General features: G+C 43.6%; 17 protein-coding genes. 7 read left to right on the forward strand and 10 right to left on the reverse strand.

Annotation, left to right across the window (positions count from 1 at the left end; all coding sequences use genetic code 11):
- Nucleotides 1-95 precede the first annotated feature (95 nt).
- Nucleotides 96-533 carry a MarR family winged helix-turn-helix transcriptional regulator gene (locus JJ692_RS00735; RefSeq protein WP_012008812.1) on the forward strand — a complete coding sequence of 146 codons (438 nt, stop codon included), beginning with the start codon at nucleotides 96-98 and terminating at the stop codon, nucleotides 531-533.
- A 21-nt stretch (nucleotides 534-554) separates the two neighbouring features.
- On the opposite strand, the gene JJ692_RS00740 is transcribed toward JJ692_RS00735, so the two are convergent.
- The 4 genes from JJ692_RS00740 to JJ692_RS00755 form a co-directional block, all read right to left on the reverse strand.
- Nucleotides 555-1,688 carry a zinc-dependent alcohol dehydrogenase gene (locus JJ692_RS00740; RefSeq protein ID WP_024424382.1) on the reverse strand — a complete coding sequence of 378 codons (1,134 nt, stop codon included), beginning with the start codon at nucleotides 1,686-1,688 and terminating at the stop codon, nucleotides 555-557.
- 158 nt (nucleotides 1,689-1,846) lie between these two features.
- Nucleotides 1,847-2,869 carry a quercetin 2,3-dioxygenase gene (locus JJ692_RS00745; RefSeq protein WP_206534128.1) on the reverse strand — a complete coding sequence of 341 codons (1,023 nt, stop codon included), beginning with the start codon at nucleotides 2,867-2,869 and terminating at the stop codon, nucleotides 1,847-1,849.
- Nucleotides 2,870-2,949: 80 nt separating this feature from the next.
- Entirely contained in the window at nucleotides 2,950-3,522 is a 573-nt protein-coding gene (locus tag JJ692_RS00750; RefSeq protein WP_024424384.1) for a TetR/AcrR family transcriptional regulator, read from the reverse strand.
- 37 nt (nucleotides 3,523-3,559) lie between these two features.
- A complete protein-coding gene (locus JJ692_RS00755; RefSeq protein WP_024427425.1) occupies nucleotides 3,560-5,041 on the reverse strand; it encodes an amidase in 1,482 nt (493 codons plus the stop codon).
- Nucleotides 5,042-5,228: 187 nt separating this feature from the next.
- Here JJ692_RS00755 and JJ692_RS00760 point away from each other — a divergent pair, with 187 nt between their 5' ends.
- Nucleotides 5,229-6,842: a S8 family peptidase gene (locus JJ692_RS00760; RefSeq protein WP_225315568.1), complete on the forward strand. Its 1,614-nt coding sequence runs from the start codon at nucleotides 5,229-5,231 to the stop codon at nucleotides 6,840-6,842.
- Between the two features lie 40 nt (nucleotides 6,843-6,882).
- Here the strand turns inward: JJ692_RS00760 and JJ692_RS00765 are convergent, their stop codons facing one another.
- Entirely contained in the window at nucleotides 6,883-7,422 is a 540-nt protein-coding gene (locus JJ692_RS00765) for a ribonuclease FAU-1 family protein (RefSeq protein ID WP_073203632.1), read from the reverse strand.
- 111 nt (nucleotides 7,423-7,533) lie between these two features.
- On the opposite strand from JJ692_RS00765, the gene JJ692_RS00770 reads away from it, so the two are divergent.
- Nucleotides 7,534-7,737, forward strand: a complete 204-nt coding sequence (locus JJ692_RS00770) for a hypothetical protein (RefSeq protein WP_034621634.1) — start codon at nucleotides 7,534-7,536, stop codon at nucleotides 7,735-7,737.
- A 58-nt stretch (nucleotides 7,738-7,795) separates the two neighbouring features.
- On the opposite strand, the gene JJ692_RS00775 is transcribed toward JJ692_RS00770, so the two are convergent.
- Nucleotides 7,796-8,332, reverse strand: coding sequence for a GNAT family N-acetyltransferase (locus JJ692_RS00775; protein ID WP_024427428.1), 537 nt, complete (start codon nucleotides 8,330-8,332; stop codon nucleotides 7,796-7,798).
- A gap of 213 nt (nucleotides 8,333-8,545) precedes the next feature.
- Between JJ692_RS00775 and JJ692_RS00780 the strand changes: the two genes are divergently transcribed.
- The gene (locus JJ692_RS00780) at nucleotides 8,546-9,763 is read left to right on the forward strand and encodes a multidrug effflux MFS transporter (RefSeq protein ID WP_044333487.1); all 1,218 of its coding nucleotides are present in this window, start codon (nucleotides 8,546-8,548) and stop codon (nucleotides 9,761-9,763) included.
- 215 nt (nucleotides 9,764-9,978) lie between these two features.
- Here JJ692_RS00780 and JJ692_RS00785 read toward each other — a convergent pair whose 3' ends face one another.
- From JJ692_RS00785 to JJ692_RS00800, 4 genes are all read right to left on the reverse strand, one after another.
- Entirely contained in the window at nucleotides 9,979-10,149 is a 171-nt protein-coding gene (locus JJ692_RS00785) for a hypothetical protein (protein ID WP_162860208.1), read from the reverse strand.
- Nucleotides 10,146-10,733 carry a DUF1700 domain-containing protein gene (locus JJ692_RS00790; protein ID WP_151040781.1) on the reverse strand — a complete coding sequence of 196 codons (588 nt, stop codon included), beginning with the start codon at nucleotides 10,731-10,733 and terminating at the stop codon, nucleotides 10,146-10,148. Before JJ692_RS00790 ends, JJ692_RS00785 begins: the two co-directional genes overlap by 4 nt.
- Entirely contained in the window at nucleotides 10,726-11,043 is a 318-nt protein-coding gene (locus JJ692_RS00795) for a PadR family transcriptional regulator (protein ID WP_024424392.1), read from the reverse strand. The genes JJ692_RS00790 and JJ692_RS00795 overlap by 8 nt, the downstream gene beginning before the upstream one ends.
- Nucleotides 11,044-11,302: 259 nt before the next feature.
- Nucleotides 11,303-12,133, reverse strand: coding sequence for a YitT family protein (locus JJ692_RS00800; protein ID WP_024424393.1), 831 nt, complete (start codon nucleotides 12,131-12,133; stop codon nucleotides 11,303-11,305).
- Nucleotides 12,134-12,471: 338 nt separating this feature from the next.
- Here JJ692_RS00800 and mmuM point away from each other — a divergent pair, with 338 nt between their 5' ends.
- The 3 genes from mmuM to JJ692_RS00815 all read left to right on the forward strand — a co-directional run bounded on the left by mmuM (nucleotide 12,472) and on the right by JJ692_RS00815 (nucleotide 15,593).
- Nucleotides 12,472-13,410, forward strand: a complete 939-nt coding sequence (mmuM, locus tag JJ692_RS00805; RefSeq protein ID WP_206534129.1) for a homocysteine S-methyltransferase — start codon at nucleotides 12,472-12,474, stop codon at nucleotides 13,408-13,410.
- 46 nt (nucleotides 13,411-13,456) lie between these two features.
- Nucleotides 13,457-14,860 carry an S-methylmethionine permease gene (gene mmuP / locus JJ692_RS00810; protein WP_024427433.1) on the forward strand — a complete coding sequence of 468 codons (1,404 nt, stop codon included), beginning with the start codon at nucleotides 13,457-13,459 and terminating at the stop codon, nucleotides 14,858-14,860.
- Between the two features lie 112 nt (nucleotides 14,861-14,972).
- A complete protein-coding gene (locus JJ692_RS00815) occupies nucleotides 14,973-15,593 on the forward strand; it encodes a hypothetical protein (RefSeq protein ID WP_172880090.1) in 621 nt (206 codons plus the stop codon).
- The last annotated feature ends 27 nt before the right edge of the window (nucleotides 15,594-15,620 follow it).

Genomic DNA, 15,620 nt, shown 5'->3' on the forward strand with positions numbered 1-15,620 from the left:
TTCCATTTTGGTTTAAATCATGATGATTATTATGATAAGATAGACCTAGTAATTGATCGGAAAATGCGAATGCAATAGGAAAAGAGGTATGGAGAATGCAACATTTCGAGCTAGAGGCAAGTTTGTTAGACCATGCACTGACGAAGTATTTAAAGGCGACGAAACAAATAGATGAAGAAAATATTCCGAAAAACGTGACGAATGTTAAAGGGTTTATTTTACGTATCATCTACCGCCATCAATCATGTACTGTGAAAAATATTCTGCAGGAAGTTTCATTATCTCCCTCTGCAACAACAACCGCTCTCAATCACTTAGAAGACGAAGGGCTGATCATCCGCTCTCGAAATAATAATGACCGCCGTACAGTGTGGATTGAACTCTCTGAATCGGGTGAACAAATTGCTAAACAAATGATCGACAATCGCCAGCTGCTTGTGAATCAATTGTTCAACCACCTTTCAGAGGAAGATAAAAAAACATTTTTTGAATTAATCGAAAAAATGATGGACGAGCACACATTAAAGGCTTAGGAATACTCCTAAGCCTTCTTTTTATGGCTTTAAAACGACCTTTATACAATCATCCTGTTTGTCATTGAAGATGTGGTACGCATGTGCAGCTTCATCTAATGGTAATTTGTGAGTGATAATGGCTCTAGGATCAATTTCACCGCTTGTCACTTTTTGATAGAGCTTTGACATGTATCCTCTCGCCGGGGCTTGGCCCATTTTCAGGGTGACGTTTCTTGCGAAAAAAGCGCCTAATGGAAACATGTTGTACAGGCCGCCGTACACACCCGTCATCTGCACTGTTCCACATTTGCGAACGGCTTTTGTGGCAATTTGAATGGGTCCGATCGTTCCGCCTTGCAGCTTGAGCTTTTGCTCAATTTTTTCAAGCGGCGACTTCTTCCCGTCCATTCCCACACAATCAATCACAACATCGGCCCCGCCCTTGGTGAGCTCCTTTAACGTTTCTCCCATGTCGGGATCTTCTGTAAAGTCAAAGACCTCAACGCCGCTCATTCGTTTTGCATGCCGCAGGCGGTAATCAATGTAATCGACGGCAATCACACGTTCTGCTCCTTTTTGCCAAGCAAATTGCTGCGCCATTAACCCAACAGGTCCGCAGCCTAGCACAATGACCGTATCGCCTTTTTTCACACCTGCGTGCTCTACACTCCAATAGGCGGTTGGGAGGACATCTGATAAGAACAGCAATTGTTCATCCTCCAGTTCACAATCTTCTGGGATCTTAAACGGTGTATAGTTGCCAAAAGGTACGCGTAAATACTCTGCCTGTCCTCCGGGGTAATTCCCATATTTCTCACTATAGCCAAAAAGTCCACCCGAATCGTAGTGCGGGTTTGAGTTGTCACATTGGCTTTCTAAGTGATGATCGCAATATTGGCATTTACCACATGCAACTGTAAATGGAATGACGACACGGTCTCCCTTTTTTACGGCTGTGACATCCGGGCCAACTTCCTCCACAATCCCCATTGGTTCATGCCCAATCACATAGCCGATTGGAAGCGGGAAATTCCCCTGATACAAATGTAAATCTGATCCACAAATTGCTGTTGATGTAATACGTATGATCACATCTTCCCGATCTTGAATCGACGGTGCATCTACTTTCTTCACTGCAATGCTATTTTTCCCTTGATAAGTAACAGCTCTCACATGGATTTCCTCCTTTAGCTCAAGTCATCTTTACATAGCTTCACCTTGAATGAATGGTTCATTCATCAAATGAGAAATTTATGTGGAGGAGGCAAAAAACAAAAAAAGCCTGTCGATTGTTTCGACAGACTCATGATGTCGTGTAACGCGTTACACACTTATTCCTTTTCGACAAAAAACAAATCATATTGAGTTGAAGTCTCCCGATTGAACATGAAATTCCCTTCTTGAATAAAATAGGGGCATATATTTGGGCTTGGAGATTCTTCAAACTGCTCATACACCTGCTCAATTTCTCCTGGAAGCAGCAAAACCAACATTTTATTTGAATGAGACACAAATTCATAAGAGTGGATCGTATCCGGCGGGATATAGACAAAGTCACCCGGCATCAAGCAAATATCCTCTCCGTTCAAATGAAGGTTCATCTTCCCTTCAACACAATAGATTGCTTCTGTATGAACTTGATGATAATGCGGCGGGAAATATTTCTCCTTCGCTCCTTCAACCACAAAATGACTGAATCCGCCTCCTGTTGTTTCTACTGTTGCAATCAGCTCATGAATCTGACCATCAATGATGTATTGCTTCCCTTCACCAGCCTCTAATACATAAGGCTGTACCTCGTGAGGGAGCTGACTATGAAATAAAACGGAGGGCCTCGTTGTATTAGACAGTTCTCTGATTCCATGCATCAGGATGATATCGCTTTCTTTTTCAGCCTGCTGAAAACTGGCTGCATCGAAAGCATGATGAGTCATAGACCATTCATTCTGAAAAAGCCTTTTCCCAATTTGCTGATAGACATCTGTCATTTTTCCGCCCAGCGTATATGAAATAAATCTTGTTTTATGACTATGCATTCTGTAGCCATGAATCGTTTTGGGCGGGATATGAATATAATCAAAGGCTGTGACCATGTATTTTTTACCGTCCAGCATCACTTCAAGCTTTCCTTCCAGCACAAAAATGGTTTCAAATAAGTGCTCATGACAGTGCAGCGGGAAATATGCTCCTTTCCCACCTGTGATTAAGGCAAGCTCAAACAGCTGATTCGTTTGATTTGCTTCTGCCAGCATATGAACAAGCTGATTCTCCAGCCCATACAGCTTTCCGGAACCAGACACGGTATAAAAAGAGGTACCTTCGGATTGCTTCATCGATTGCGGTTGCTCCGACATCCCATCACTCCTCATGACAAATTGACTATCTATATTATATAGACCAATTGATATAATAGATAGACAATATGCGAGAGATTTTACTCTTCCCGCATAAATAAGTGTCTAAGGTAACTTTTTACGTGTTCTAAAGGGGTCGTTTGTTTGAGTGCAGTGGTCATCGATAAACCCCCGATGACCATTGAGTGAAGGAGAGAAGCCAGCTCATCCGCTTTGTTTTCTTCATACCCGCTGTTCATTAGCTTTTCTTTTACAAGCTCCTGCCAGCGGATCATTTCTTGTTTGCATGCAGCATGAAGCTGCGCGTTTTCAGGCTTGGACTCTGCCGCAAGCAAGACAATTGGAATCCCTCTTTCACTTTCTTTCTCCATAAATCCTCGAATGATCTTTGTCATAAAACGATCGATGGCGATATATGGGTCATCCGAATAGGCAAAGCCTTCTTCAATTTGATTGATGACCTTTTGACTAATGTATTCAACAGATGCAATGGCCAGCTCTTCTTTTCCATTTGGAAAGTAATAATAAAGAGAGCCTTTAGGTGTGCCGCTCTCTCTGATAATTTGATTCAATCCTGTCGCATGGTATCCCTGTTTACGTAAAAGAAGTGCTGCCGTTTGAATGATTTTATCCTTCGTACTCACGTGTGACACTCTTTTCCCTCCATAGACCAAAGTCGCTTATCATGCGTTATCGATTTAATTGACTAGTTCCTTTCCAAATCGAAGATGTCTCCATTTCTGCCGCAAGCCTGAGCAGCCAGTCCTCTTTTCCTTTAGGTGCTGTCACTTGTACCCCTAAAGGCAAGCCCGCGCTAGTCAGATGAACAGGAACACTCATTGATGGCTGACCTGTTAAGTTGGCAAGCTGTGTAAATGGGGTGTAGGTCAAGCTCTTAAGGAACATGTCATAAATAAGATCTTGCTGTGCTTGCATGGAAAGAGATGACACACGTAAAAGTGCGGCTGTTTCCTGATCTGAATGCATAAGCTCACCTACCTTTGGAGCTGAATAGGCAGTAGCTGGTGTCACATAGAGATCGTAGGTTTGATGAAATGACGCCATTTGTGCAGCAGCCCGATCCCACGCATCAAGACTTTCTGTATAAGCAGCAGCGGTCACATTCTTGCCAGCCTCCGCCAGCACCCATGCCACGATGTCCGTTTCCTCCGGCTTTACTGGACGCCCTAACGAACGAGCCAAGGAAGTGAATAACGCAGACATTTCTCCGCTGTTCATCACGTAATATTGCTGCATGAGATGAATCCCATCAATTTCCGGCTTGGCTTCTTCTACTTGATGGCCTTGCTCACTCAGCCATTTCACTGTTTGCTGAACCGCCTGCTTCGCCTCCTCACTGACCTTCGTACCAACTGGAGATTCTACGCTGTAAGCAATTCGCATAGAAGATGTACGTTTCACCAGATCCTCTTGGTAACTGCCATCGTATAATGGGGTTTGGAAAGCAGCTTCAGGCTGAATGACTTGAAGAAGATCAAGAAGGGCTGCACTGTCCCGCACTGTTTTTGTGAGTGTAAAGTCAATGGAAGCCCCTTGCCACTGCCTTCCTGCGCCTGGGCCTACCGGCGTTCTTCCCCGCGTAGGCTTAAGGCCGAACAAACCGGTAAAGGATGCTGGAATCCGGATGGAACCACCGCCATCACTTGCTCCGCCAGCAGGTACAATGCCGCTTGCAACAGCTGCTGCTGTCCCGCCGCTTGAGCCGCCCGGAGAATAGTCCGTATTCCAAGGATTTCTCGTTGGACCATGTAACGCAGGCTCCGTCACATTTCTTAAACCGAATTCCGGTGTATTTGTATGTCCGATCATGAGAAAACCAGCCTGCTTCAACCGATCAACAAAGTGCGAATCCGAATTTGCTTTTACATCCTTTAACAGCAAAGCTCCTGCTGTCAGCGGTTCATTTTTTATCCCTTGTGATATATTTTTCAGCACAAACGGAACGCCCGCAAATGGCTGATACTCATGTAACTCCTTGATGTCTTTTAAAACTTGTTCTTGTCTCGTCCGTATCACAGCGTTTAGTTCTGGATTGACCTCATTCAATCTATCAAATGCCGCCTGCATAAGCTCCTCGGGCGTTACCTGCTTATTTCGCACAAGTGCTGCCAAGCCAGTCGCATCATACGTCATATACTCTTTTACGTTCATCAGCATGTCCTTCTTTCTCTTATCATGATGTCTCTATTGTCTACTAGAATTCTATGAATTTCAATTTCAGGTTACTTGTAAAAATAACTTTCTGAACAAGACGACAATTCTACTATCCCATCCCTCTGCTTTCTCCGATATAATAGAGAAAAAAAGACCGAGGTCATCGGATGAGAGGAGCCACGCATTGAAAAAGAAATTACTTATCGTCATTGCGTTTCTTCTTGCGTTGACAACTGCTTTGCCCTTCCATTCGCAGGCAGCTGCACCGCCAAAAGAAACAGATGTCATCATCGTCTATAAAAATCAAAAAGGAAAACAAACAGCTATTGAGGAAAGTGAGAAAGTAAACGCACAGTACATACATCTTCCCGCTGTCGCTGTGACAGCAGATGAACAAGCGGTCACCTCACTCAAAAAAGACCCAAACATCGCTTACGTCTCAAAAAACGTAAAGGTCAAACTCGCGGCTTCTACTGTGAAGAAAACAGCCGCTGCTACTAATCAAGATGCATTGGTACAAAAATCTTACAATCTGCAAAAACTAAATATAAAGCAAGCAATAAAAGAAGGCGTCACTGGTAAAAATGTAAAAGTAGCCGTTTTAGATACTGGTATTTTCTCACACGAGGATTTAAAGGTATCCGGCGGTAAATCATTCGTGAACTACACATCCTCTTATAAAGATGATGAAGGACATGGCACACATGTCGCCGGCACGATTGGTGCGCTTAATAACGATTATGGAACAGTCGGCGTCGCTTCCGGTGTGAAGCTGTATGCTGTGAAAGTGTTAGATAAAAAGGGAGAAGGCGACCTGTATAGTCTGCTTCGAGGCATCGATTGGGCGATTACCAACAAGATGGACATTATTAATTTAAGTTTAGGCTTTGAAGACAATATCCCAATCTTGCATTCAGCAGTAGATGAAGCATATAAAAAAGGACTGCTCGTGGTTGCTGCAAGCGGAAATGATGGGAAAAAGAATCATATTAGCTATCCAGCCGCTTACAATAGCGTCATTGCCGTTTCTGCAACGACTGACAAAGACAAACTTTCGTCTATCTCAAATACAGGGAAAGGGATTGAATTTTCTGCTCCTGGCGAGAACGTCATCAGTACTTATTTAAAAAATGAATATTGGTATGCAACGGGTACATCACAAGCCACGCCGCATGTCACAGGAATGCTGGCACTGTTAAAGCAGCTTCATCCGAAGAAAACAAATGCACAGCTTCGCACTTTATTGCGCAGCTATACAGTGGATCTTGGCGCAAAAGGGAAAGATCCGCAATTCGGCTATGGCCGCGTGCAATATGTGCCGCAATCCACCTTTTTAAAGGCTGCGACCAGTGCTGTCAAAACAGCCGAAACATCTAAAAAGCAGGCAGATGTCAATCAAGCCAAAACGAGAATTGGGCGGCTCACTGCAAGCAAGCAAAAAACAGCACTCACAGAACGGGTGAAGAAAGTCCAAGCAGCCATTGATATCCGCTCGGCACGTGCAAAGGTCAAAACAGCCGAAAAGAACAAAACACAGGGCGCTATTAAAAGTGCTCAAACGGCCATCAAAAAACTAAACAAAGGCAAGGAAAAAACAAGCCTGCAAAACCGGCTCGACAAAGTCAAAAAACAAGTCGCTTATCAAAAGAAAGTGACAGACGCTAAACAAAAGGTCAAAAAAGCAGAAACCAAACGAACAAAGAAAACAAAAGCAGCGGCTCAAAGCGCTGTCAAACAGCTAAAAGCCTCCAAAACAAAAACCAATTTACAAAAACGATTAAACCGTATTAAGGTTTAACAGAAAAAAACGATTCCTTTCAGCGAGGAATCGTTTTTTTCTATCTCAACATCGGCTCAAACAAGCTGTGATGATATTTCCCTTCGGCATCTGCCCTCACTTGATTGAGAATGCTTTCTAACGAAGCTGTCACGCTCTCTAATGCCCGCCGCACTGTACCGTGTTCAAAATCCGCTAAACTCTCCGGCAATTCATCTTCATCCAGCACAAAGACATCACCATTCGGAAGAACGAGAAGATCAATAATGAGGTCTTCAAACATGACCAGCTGGCCGTTGAACTGTGTATCTCCCACAATATTAAAATAAGATCCTAGTTCCTTCCCTTGATCATCTCTCCAGAAATATATGTTATAAGGACGATCCTTCCAATAATAGGCGGTCGTATAGCTCCCTTTTGGAATGGTTAGAGCACCCTCACCTGCCCTCATCGTAAACGGTTCTTCAATCTTGTGAAACAGCACAGCCTGCTGCTCCTTTGTGTCTAACAGCTGACAGGTATGTTCCACAACTTTCTGATCGTATTTGATTTTTCTCTCGATGACTTCATCCCAACGATTCGCATGCAGCGAAAACAACATGTCACAACTCCCTCTAAACATCTCGTTTCTTTCCAGTATACACCGATTTTTTTTGAAGAAATAAAGGATTGCCTCTTTTACTTATGGAAGACCTATGATGAGGTGAAATAAATGAACGGAATCACGATTCTTGAAAATTTTACACAGCTTGGACAAATCATTCTCATGATTTGCGGCTATGTCCTTTATTGGCAGCTGGTGAAAACGAAGAGAGAACGAAAGCTGTCTCCTTACGAGCGCATGTTAAAATTCTTTGTCATGTTCGGTTTCATCTCGTGGGTGGTATCCTATTGGGCGCTGGCACTGTGGGCGTAAATTGAAAAAAGGAAGAGCTGTCCATGGAGGTAAGCTCTTCCTTTTGCTGCACATTATATTATGAGCCTGCCGGCTGTTCTTTCTTGATCACATATTGATAGCTCTTGACATGTGTCCCATTTTGGTTCACAAATTCTTTATCAAGCGCACGCTCAAAGCCCATTCTTTCATATAGGCGAATGGCAGCCTGCATTTTATCAGATGTATGAAGATACAGGACATTTTCGCCCCATGATTGCGTCAGTTCAATACTTTTACGCAGCAATGATTCTGCAATGCCTTTTCCCCTCACATCGGGATCTACTCCTAAAAACCGGACGATGGCTGATGTAATGCCCATTTCAGGTTTGTCATACGCTTGCTCTGATGACCGGAACATTTGAAGCGTCCCCACGACCTTGCCGTCAAGTTCCGCCACAAGCATCAGCTCCATGTTCGGATTATCTACAGCTGCTGCAAGCGCGGCAGAATAATTTTGCCAGCCTTCCTCTGTAAATTGAGGCTCATACTGTGCATAGGATTTGATCAGCACGCGTGTGATGGCCTCATGATCTTCTTTGACTGCTTGACGAATGATCAGCTCTTGCTGCTTCATGTCAGCACCTCCTGCTCTCTATTAGTGGGTATACGCATCATACAATCACTGCATGCGATCACCTTACTCTTTTCTCTACTCATTCAATGTAAAGAGTCTCATTCGAAAGATCAATCATTTTGCACGGAATCATCTTTGAAAATTTTTCATTGAAAAGGAACGCTTGATTCATTATGCTGTGTTGAGGAAGTATACGAGGAGTGTTGTCATCATATGAGTTCTTTATCTTATCCCCAAGAATCGAAAAAAAGTCGATTTCTCCTAGCCGCATTGCTCGGATCTTTAACAGCCCTTGCTCCGCTGGCAATGGATATGTATTTACCTGCTTTGCCTCATATTGCTCGTGATTTTGAGGCGAGCACGGCGTTGTCTCAATTAAGTCTGATGGCTTGTCTCATTGGACTGGCGCTTGGCCAGCTGATTGCAGGTCCGATCAGCGATACGATCGGCAGAAGAAAGCCGCTGATGATTGGTTTGGTCATCTTTATTGTTGCATCCCTTCTTTGTACAGTGGTCACATCGATTTGGACATTCATTCTTCTTAGATTGATTCAAGGACTTGCTGGTTCAGCTGGCATTGTCATTGCACGAGCCATTGTCCGAGATCATTATGAAGGATCAGAAATGACGAAATTCTTTGCACTGCTGATGTTAGTCAACGGGGTTGCTCCGGCAGCCGCGCCTATTGCAGGCGGACAGATTTTACGCTTCACGACATGGCAGGGTGTATTTGTCCTACTCGGAATTCTCGGGGCATTGATGCTGCTGAGATCGATTTTTTCACTGCAAGAAAGCTTACCCGCAGAGCGTAGACAGACGGGGGGCTTTCAACAGATTGCAGGCGCGATGAAAATTTTAGCCAGTGATCGTCTCTTTGTTGGATATGCTCTCTCACAAGGTCTTGTATTCGCAGCGATGTTTGCCTATATTTCTGGTTCACCGTTTGTGCTTCAGGAAATTTTCAACCTTTCTCCACAAGGATTTAGTGCGGCCTTTGCGGTAAATAGTCTTGGAATCATCACGGCTGGACAAGTATTTGCCCGAGTCGCTGCGAAAATCGGCGAAGAGAAAGTCCTTCGCATTGGATTGCTGACAGCTGCATTAGGCGGAGTCACTTTATTTTTGATGATCTCGATTGATGCAGGATTGTACGGCATTCTGATTCCGCTGTTTTTTGTTGTCTCAAGTGTTGGAATTGTCGGCACCTCTGCGCCGTCTCTTGCGATGCAGCATCACGGAGCGCATGCAGGAAGTGCAGCTGCACTGATCGGTGTTGCGCAAATGCTGCTAGGCGCTTGCATGACACCTCTTGTCGGACTAGCCGGAAGCCAAACAGCCTTTCCAATGGGTCTGATCATCATGCTTTGTGATCTAGGCGCACTTTGCTGTTATTTCTTCTTTGTGGCCCGAGCGAAAAAAAGACCCGCATAAGCGGGTTTTTTTAGACTGTTGACAAAGGGCTAAAATGATCTTGATTTTAGCTCTTTGTCTTCTTTTCAGCGTGATAGAAAACCTTTGAAGTCTAAGAAGGACGAGCATCGGAGCGGAGCGAATTTGACATTCGTGAGCACCGGAGCGCAGAACTGACAAAGAATGCGAGGGTTTGTCTACACGCTGAGACCCGCATAAGCGGGTTTTTTCATTTATTATGGCTTGCTCCAATTGATGGTTCGGAACACGTTGCTCTGGTCATTGTTGTGATATGCATCTAAATCAAAGCCTGATAGTCCAAAACCAATTGTCATGACAATTCCTCCGGCAACGGTGAAGATGATCCCCCATTTGATGCATTGCTTTTTTAAATCATTCAAGTTCATACTCTCACGACCTTCTTTTTAAACATTCCCATGAATGCCTTAGTGGTTTGAATAGTCATTTGCACAAATAGCTTTGTCAAGTACGCCGTGGCTATGCCGCTTAATAATCCGACACCTAATAGAAGAATACCAACACCAACCTGCGTCACCACCACATGCAAACCGTCCTGAAAGATAAATGGAGAACCAATGATACTCCAAAAACCGCCGAGCAGACCAGTAAGCGTCAATGTACCTGTCACGAGTGGAATGCACCAAATCACCATATACACAGAAAGAATCAGCAGAAAGACTGTTGCTAGAATACTGCCCCATAACGGAAAACCTAAAATGAGAATGGAGAGTCTTGTGGCTTTTTCTCCAAACGTCGGCACCTGAACGGTTTTTATTCCTTGTTCCTTCATAATCCCTTCAGCGATCATAGCAGGCTGCCCGACTTGATGAACCGCTTCCTGTTCACTGTAGCCATCTTCCTGATAATCCTCAATCATTTCATCGTAGTATTCGATAAACCGATCACTATCTTTGTCGCCTAGAAGATGCAGATGCTTCTTTAGGCTGCTCAAAAATTCTTTTTTATTCATTGCCCTGTCCTCCAGAAATAAAGTCGTAAATCGCCATCACCTGATCCCATTCCTCTAAAAACTGCGCCATATGCTCCCGCCCGCTTTCTGTCATGCGGTAGTATTTTCTTAATCGACTGTTATGTTCCTGGGAATAGGTCTCCACATAATTGTTTTGCTCTAAACGCTTTAAAATCGGATACAATGTCGATTCTGAAATCTCAATACAATGGGACATATCTTTAATGATTTGATAACCATAGGAATCGCCTTTCTTTAATACCGCCAGTACACAAAATTCCAGTAATCCTTTTTTTAATTGTGCATTCATGTTTACAACTCCTAACTCTTTATACTATACATTACATAGTATTGTGTGACAAGAGGTATAGAGAATAAAAAAAGACCCGTTTTAGGGTCTTTTAGCTCTTTGTCTTCTTTTCAGCGTGATAGAAAACCTTTGCAGTCTAGGAAGGACGAGCACTGGCGCGGAGCGAATGTAACCATTCGTGAGCACCAGCGCGCAGGACTGACAAAGAATGCGAGGGTTTGTCTACACGCTGAAAGACCCTTTTTAGGGTCTTTCATTTTTATATATTCACAAATCCTTCTCCGAACACATCGCGTACGTCATGGACAACAACGAATGCGTCTCGATCTATTTTCTTAATAATTTTCTTAAGGCGCATGAGCTCCTGCTTTTGAATGACCGCGTACAGAATTTCCTTCGATTCCTTTGAATAATGACCTCGTCCGTTTAAAATCGTTACGCCTCGGTCCAGGGTGTGATTGATTTCTTCCGCAATATCATCTTTGCATGAAGAAATAATCGTCACTGCCTTTTTCGTGTTAAGTCCTTCTATCACAAAGTCCATCACCTTTGTCGCCACGTACAGCATCACAATGGTAAACATTAATTTTTCCGCACCAATAATAAAATAGGAAGCAAATACAACGATCAGATCAAAGAACAAGATGGCATAGCTCACGTTCCAGTCTAAATACTTGTTGGCAATTCTTCCGAGAATGGCAGAACCCGCCGTTGTTCCACCGGCTCTGAGCACAAGACCAATCCCAATTCCGATGATAATTCCTGCAAAAATCGCTCCAATGATCAATTCATGTACATTCACGACCCATGTTGTGGTCAGGTGTAAAAATAGGGAGTTACTTGCAACGGCAACCACCGTATAAATCGTGGTCTTTTTGTCCAAGTATTTATATCCCACAAGTAATAAGATCGCATTCAACACAAGGTTCGTCAGCCACGGTGCTATTTCAAACAAATAATAAAAAATGATGGACAGCCCCGTGACACCGCCTTCACCAAATTCAAGCGGAATGACAAACATGTTCACTGCTGCGGCAAATAAAAAAGAACCAACTAGAATCATCGCTATATCTTTTACACATTTTTTCAATTTCTTCTTTCCTCCTTTTTTAAGCATATAAAAAACCCTCTTTCTGCACGAAAGAAGACAGTCGTTGGACAACATAAAAATCAAAAGACGGCGCGCCTTTTGATGAAGCTTTCTGAAATCAATCTTTCCATAATATATATCTCTTTTTAGAGGCTGTCAATGACTTGTTTTTCTATTATTTTGACTGCATTTTTATGCATCAAAACCCGCATGTTTTCAGGGTTTTTCCGCCCTATGATGCTTTTTCCTCTCCTTGACAAAAACACTTTAGTCATTTAAACTACTGCCTCATATCATATCCATTATTTCCGATCTAAAAAGGAGGCTGTTTGATTCCAATGAATCCTATTCAAAGCCGTTTACAGGCTCACGCACCTTTGATTTTAGACGGTGCATTAGCAACAGAGCTTGAACGAAAGGGCTGTAACTTAAACGATCGTTTATGGTCAGCCAAAATACTTATTGAACAGCCACAATTGATTCAGCAAGTACACTTGGACTACTTCCAAGCAGGTGCTGACTGTGCCACAACCGCCAGCTATCAAACAACGATTGAAGGCTTTGCTGAAAAAGGCTATACAAAAGAAGAAGCGCTTGAACTGATGAAACGCTCTGTCACTTTAGCGAAAGAGGCACGCGATCTTTTTTGGCAGGATGAAGCGCGTCGTGAAGGACGGACAAAACCATTTGTCGCTGGATCTGTGGGGCCATTCGGCGCTTATTTGTCTGATGGTTCAGAATATAAAGGAAATTATGGACTCTCAGAGCAGGCTCTCATCGATTTTCACAGACCAAGAATTCAGGCATTAGTAGAAGCGGGTGCAGATATTCTTGCATGCGAAACGATCCCTTGTCTGATTGAAGCAACTGCCATTGCAAAGCTGCTGCAGGATGAATTCAGCGGGACATCTGCTTGGATCACATTCAGCGCAAAGGATGGCCTGCACATTAGTGAAGGTGATTTCATACGAGAATGTGTACAGGCGCTTGAGCCTTATGAACAAATCGCTGCTGTTGGCGTGAACTGCACGCCGCCGCAATTTATCACTTCTCTCATTCAAGAGATGAAAAAAGGAACGAGCAAACCGATTGTGGTGTATCCAAACTCAGGTGAAGAATATGATCCTGAAGAAAAGGTATGGAGCGGAGATACGTCACATCTTACTTTTGGCGAATGTGCGCATCAATGGTACAAAGACGGCGCGCATATCATCGGCGGCTGCTGCCGGACGACCCCAGAAGATATCAATGACATCTTAAAACGAACCACATCATAGCATCATGAATCATCACACATACTTCTAAGCAAAAGGGCGGGAAGACATGGAACAAGCAAAAGATCAGTCACAACAATATCAACGAAAAATGACGAGCCGGCACCTGTTCATGCTTTCTCTAGGCGGCGTCATTGGAACAGGGCTCTTTTTAAGTTCTGGGTATACCATCAATCAGGCCGGACCTGCGGGGACCATTCTTGCCTATCTTGTCGGGGCTTTAATTGTCTACCTCGTGATGCTTTGTTTAGGCGAGCTGTCTGTTGCAATGCCGGTCACAGGGGCTTTTCATACGTATGCAACAAAATACATTGGACCTGGTACAGGCTATACGGTCGCTTGGCTATACTGGCTGACGTGGACAGTGGCACTCGGTTCGGAATTTACAGCGGCAGGACTATTAATGCAGCGCTGGTTTCCAGACACTTCGGTTTGGATGTGGAGTGGCGTTTTTGCTCTTCTCATCTTTTTACTGAATGCATTTACAGTCAAGTTTTTTGCAGAATCAGAGTTTTGGTTTTCCAGTATTAAAGTGATGGCTATTATTCTCTTTATTATTCTTGGCGGAGCTGCAATGTTTGGTTTGATCCCATTAAAGGGCGGTGAGGCCGCTCCGTTCTTTTCTAATTTCACTGGCGAAGGCGGACTTTTCCCAAACGGCTTTTTACCGATTTTAATGACGATGCTTGCTGTCAATTTTGCTTTTTCAGGTACAGAGTTGATTGGGATTGCTGCGGGTGAAAGCGTCAATCCTGACGAGACCATTCCAAGAGCAATTCGCACAACCGTCCTGCGTCTCGTCCTGTTTTTCGTTGGAACGATCGTTGTGTTGGCTGGCTTGATTCCAGTAGAAGAAGCCGGGGTGATCAAAAGCCCATTTGTCGTGGTATTTGATCGTATCGGGATTCCTTATGCCGCAGATTTCATGAATTTTGTCATCCTGACCGCGATCTTATCTGCCGCAAACTCAGGATTATACGCATCATCTCGTATGCTTTGGTCGCTTTCTGAGGAACGGACACTTCCTAAAAAACTGGCGAAGCTGACGTCAAAAGGCATTCCTTTGAATGCACTCATTTTAAGTATGATCGGTGGTATTCTTTCTTTGCTATCGAGCGTGATCGCACCAGAAACGGTATATCTTGTCCTAGTGTCAATCTCTGGATTGGCCGTTGTGGTTGTATGGATGGGGATTGCTGCCTCACAGTTTATGTTTCGGAAAAGATTTTTACAGGAAGGCGGACAGCTTCATGATTTATCCTTTCGAACACCGCTCTATCCAGTAGTTCCGATTGCAGCCTTCCTCCTATGTCTTGCATCTGTCATTGGCATTGCCTTTGATCCAAATCAGCGGATTGCCCTCATCTGCGGCATTCCTTTCATTGCGCTCTGCTATGCTGCCTATTACGTGACTGCTTGGATTCAGAAAAAACGCGAAAAACCTGGTGTATAAACATCAGGTTTTTTTCATTGACAAAAAAGGATATCGCTAGTAAAAGAAGCACACTTTGGTATATGATAGGAATCTATGATTTTCAGGATGAACCAAGGGAGTTGTCGTGAATATGGAAATGACCATTACAAGAGCATTAAGTGAACTGAAAATGTTAGATAAAAGAATCAACCGAACCGTTGATGAAGCCGTACTTGGTGGATTGATGATCGGGAAACATATACAGCATGGATTTCAGAATCAAGAAGAAGTTGAAAAAAAGGCGAAGGCTGATGATCAATCGATTCAAGCTTTAATCAAACGCCGAAATGCCATCAAATCGGCCATCGTTGTATCGAATGCGACCACAATGATTTATGTGGCGGGTGTCCGTATGACGGTGGCAGAGGCGATTGAACGAAAGACGTCGATAGACTACGATATTCGTTATTTACGGAAAATGAAACAAGTGTACAAAGAGCTGGTCGACAAAGCAGAACAAACGAATGAAGATGTGAAAAAGAGACTTGATCAGCATTTAGAAACCTTGTTTGGGAAAGATGGAAAGACACAAGCGGCTGCCAACCAAGAGATCGTGAAGTCTTTTCTAGCGGAAAATGAGGCAGTGATCATCGATCCGCTTCGCCTTCGAGTGAAAATTGAACAGCTTTCGAAAGAAATTGAAGATTTTCAAATGGAAGTTGATTTTTCCTTGTCTGAAAGCAATACACTAACGAAAATCCAGATCGATTAATTGATTTTGTTAGTGAGCCGAAAATCG

Source organism: Bacillus sp. 3a, from assembly GCF_017161885.1.
In the GTDB taxonomy this organism is placed as follows: Bacteria; Bacillota; Bacilli; order Bacillales; family Bacillaceae; genus Bacillus; species Bacillus safensis.

Excerpts from the sequence above, each read along its gene's own strand:
- JJ692_RS00735 (WP_012008812.1), top strand. The coding sequence starts at position 96 with ATGCAACATTTCGAGCTAGAGGCAAGTTTGTTAGACCATGCACTGACG.
- JJ692_RS00745 (WP_206534128.1), bottom strand. The coding sequence starts at position 2,869 with ATGTCGGAGCAACCGCAATCGATGAAGCAATCCGAAGGTACCTCTTTT.
- JJ692_RS00755 (WP_024427425.1), bottom strand. The coding sequence starts at position 5,041 with ATGAACGTAAAAGAGTATATGACGTATGATGCGACTGGCTTGGCAGCA.
- JJ692_RS00765 (WP_073203632.1), bottom strand. The coding sequence starts at position 7,422 with ATGTTGTTTTCGCTGCATGCGAATCGTTGGGATGAAGTCATCGAGAGA.
- JJ692_RS00770 (WP_034621634.1), top strand. The coding sequence starts at position 7,534 with ATGAACGGAATCACGATTCTTGAAAATTTTACACAGCTTGGACAAATC.
- JJ692_RS00775 (WP_024427428.1), bottom strand. The coding sequence starts at position 8,332 with ATGAAGCAGCAAGAGCTGATCATTCGTCAAGCAGTCAAAGAAGATCAT.
- JJ692_RS00780 (WP_044333487.1), top strand. The coding sequence starts at position 8,546 with ATGAGTTCTTTATCTTATCCCCAAGAATCGAAAAAAAGTCGATTTCTC.
- JJ692_RS00785 (WP_162860208.1), bottom strand. The coding sequence starts at position 10,149 with ATGAACTTGAATGATTTAAAAAAGCAATGCATCAAATGGGGGATCATC.
- JJ692_RS00790 (WP_151040781.1), bottom strand. The coding sequence starts at position 10,733 with ATGAATAAAAAAGAATTTTTGAGCAGCCTAAAGAAGCATCTGCATCTT.
- JJ692_RS00795 (WP_024424392.1), bottom strand. The coding sequence starts at position 11,043 with ATGAATGCACAATTAAAAAAAGGATTACTGGAATTTTGTGTACTGGCG.
- mmuM (WP_206534129.1), top strand. The coding sequence starts at position 12,472 with ATGAATCCTATTCAAAGCCGTTTACAGGCTCACGCACCTTTGATTTTA.
- mmuP (WP_024427433.1), top strand. The coding sequence starts at position 13,457 with ATGGAACAAGCAAAAGATCAGTCACAACAATATCAACGAAAAATGACG.
- JJ692_RS00815 (WP_172880090.1), top strand. The coding sequence starts at position 14,973 with ATGGAAATGACCATTACAAGAGCATTAAGTGAACTGAAAATGTTAGAT.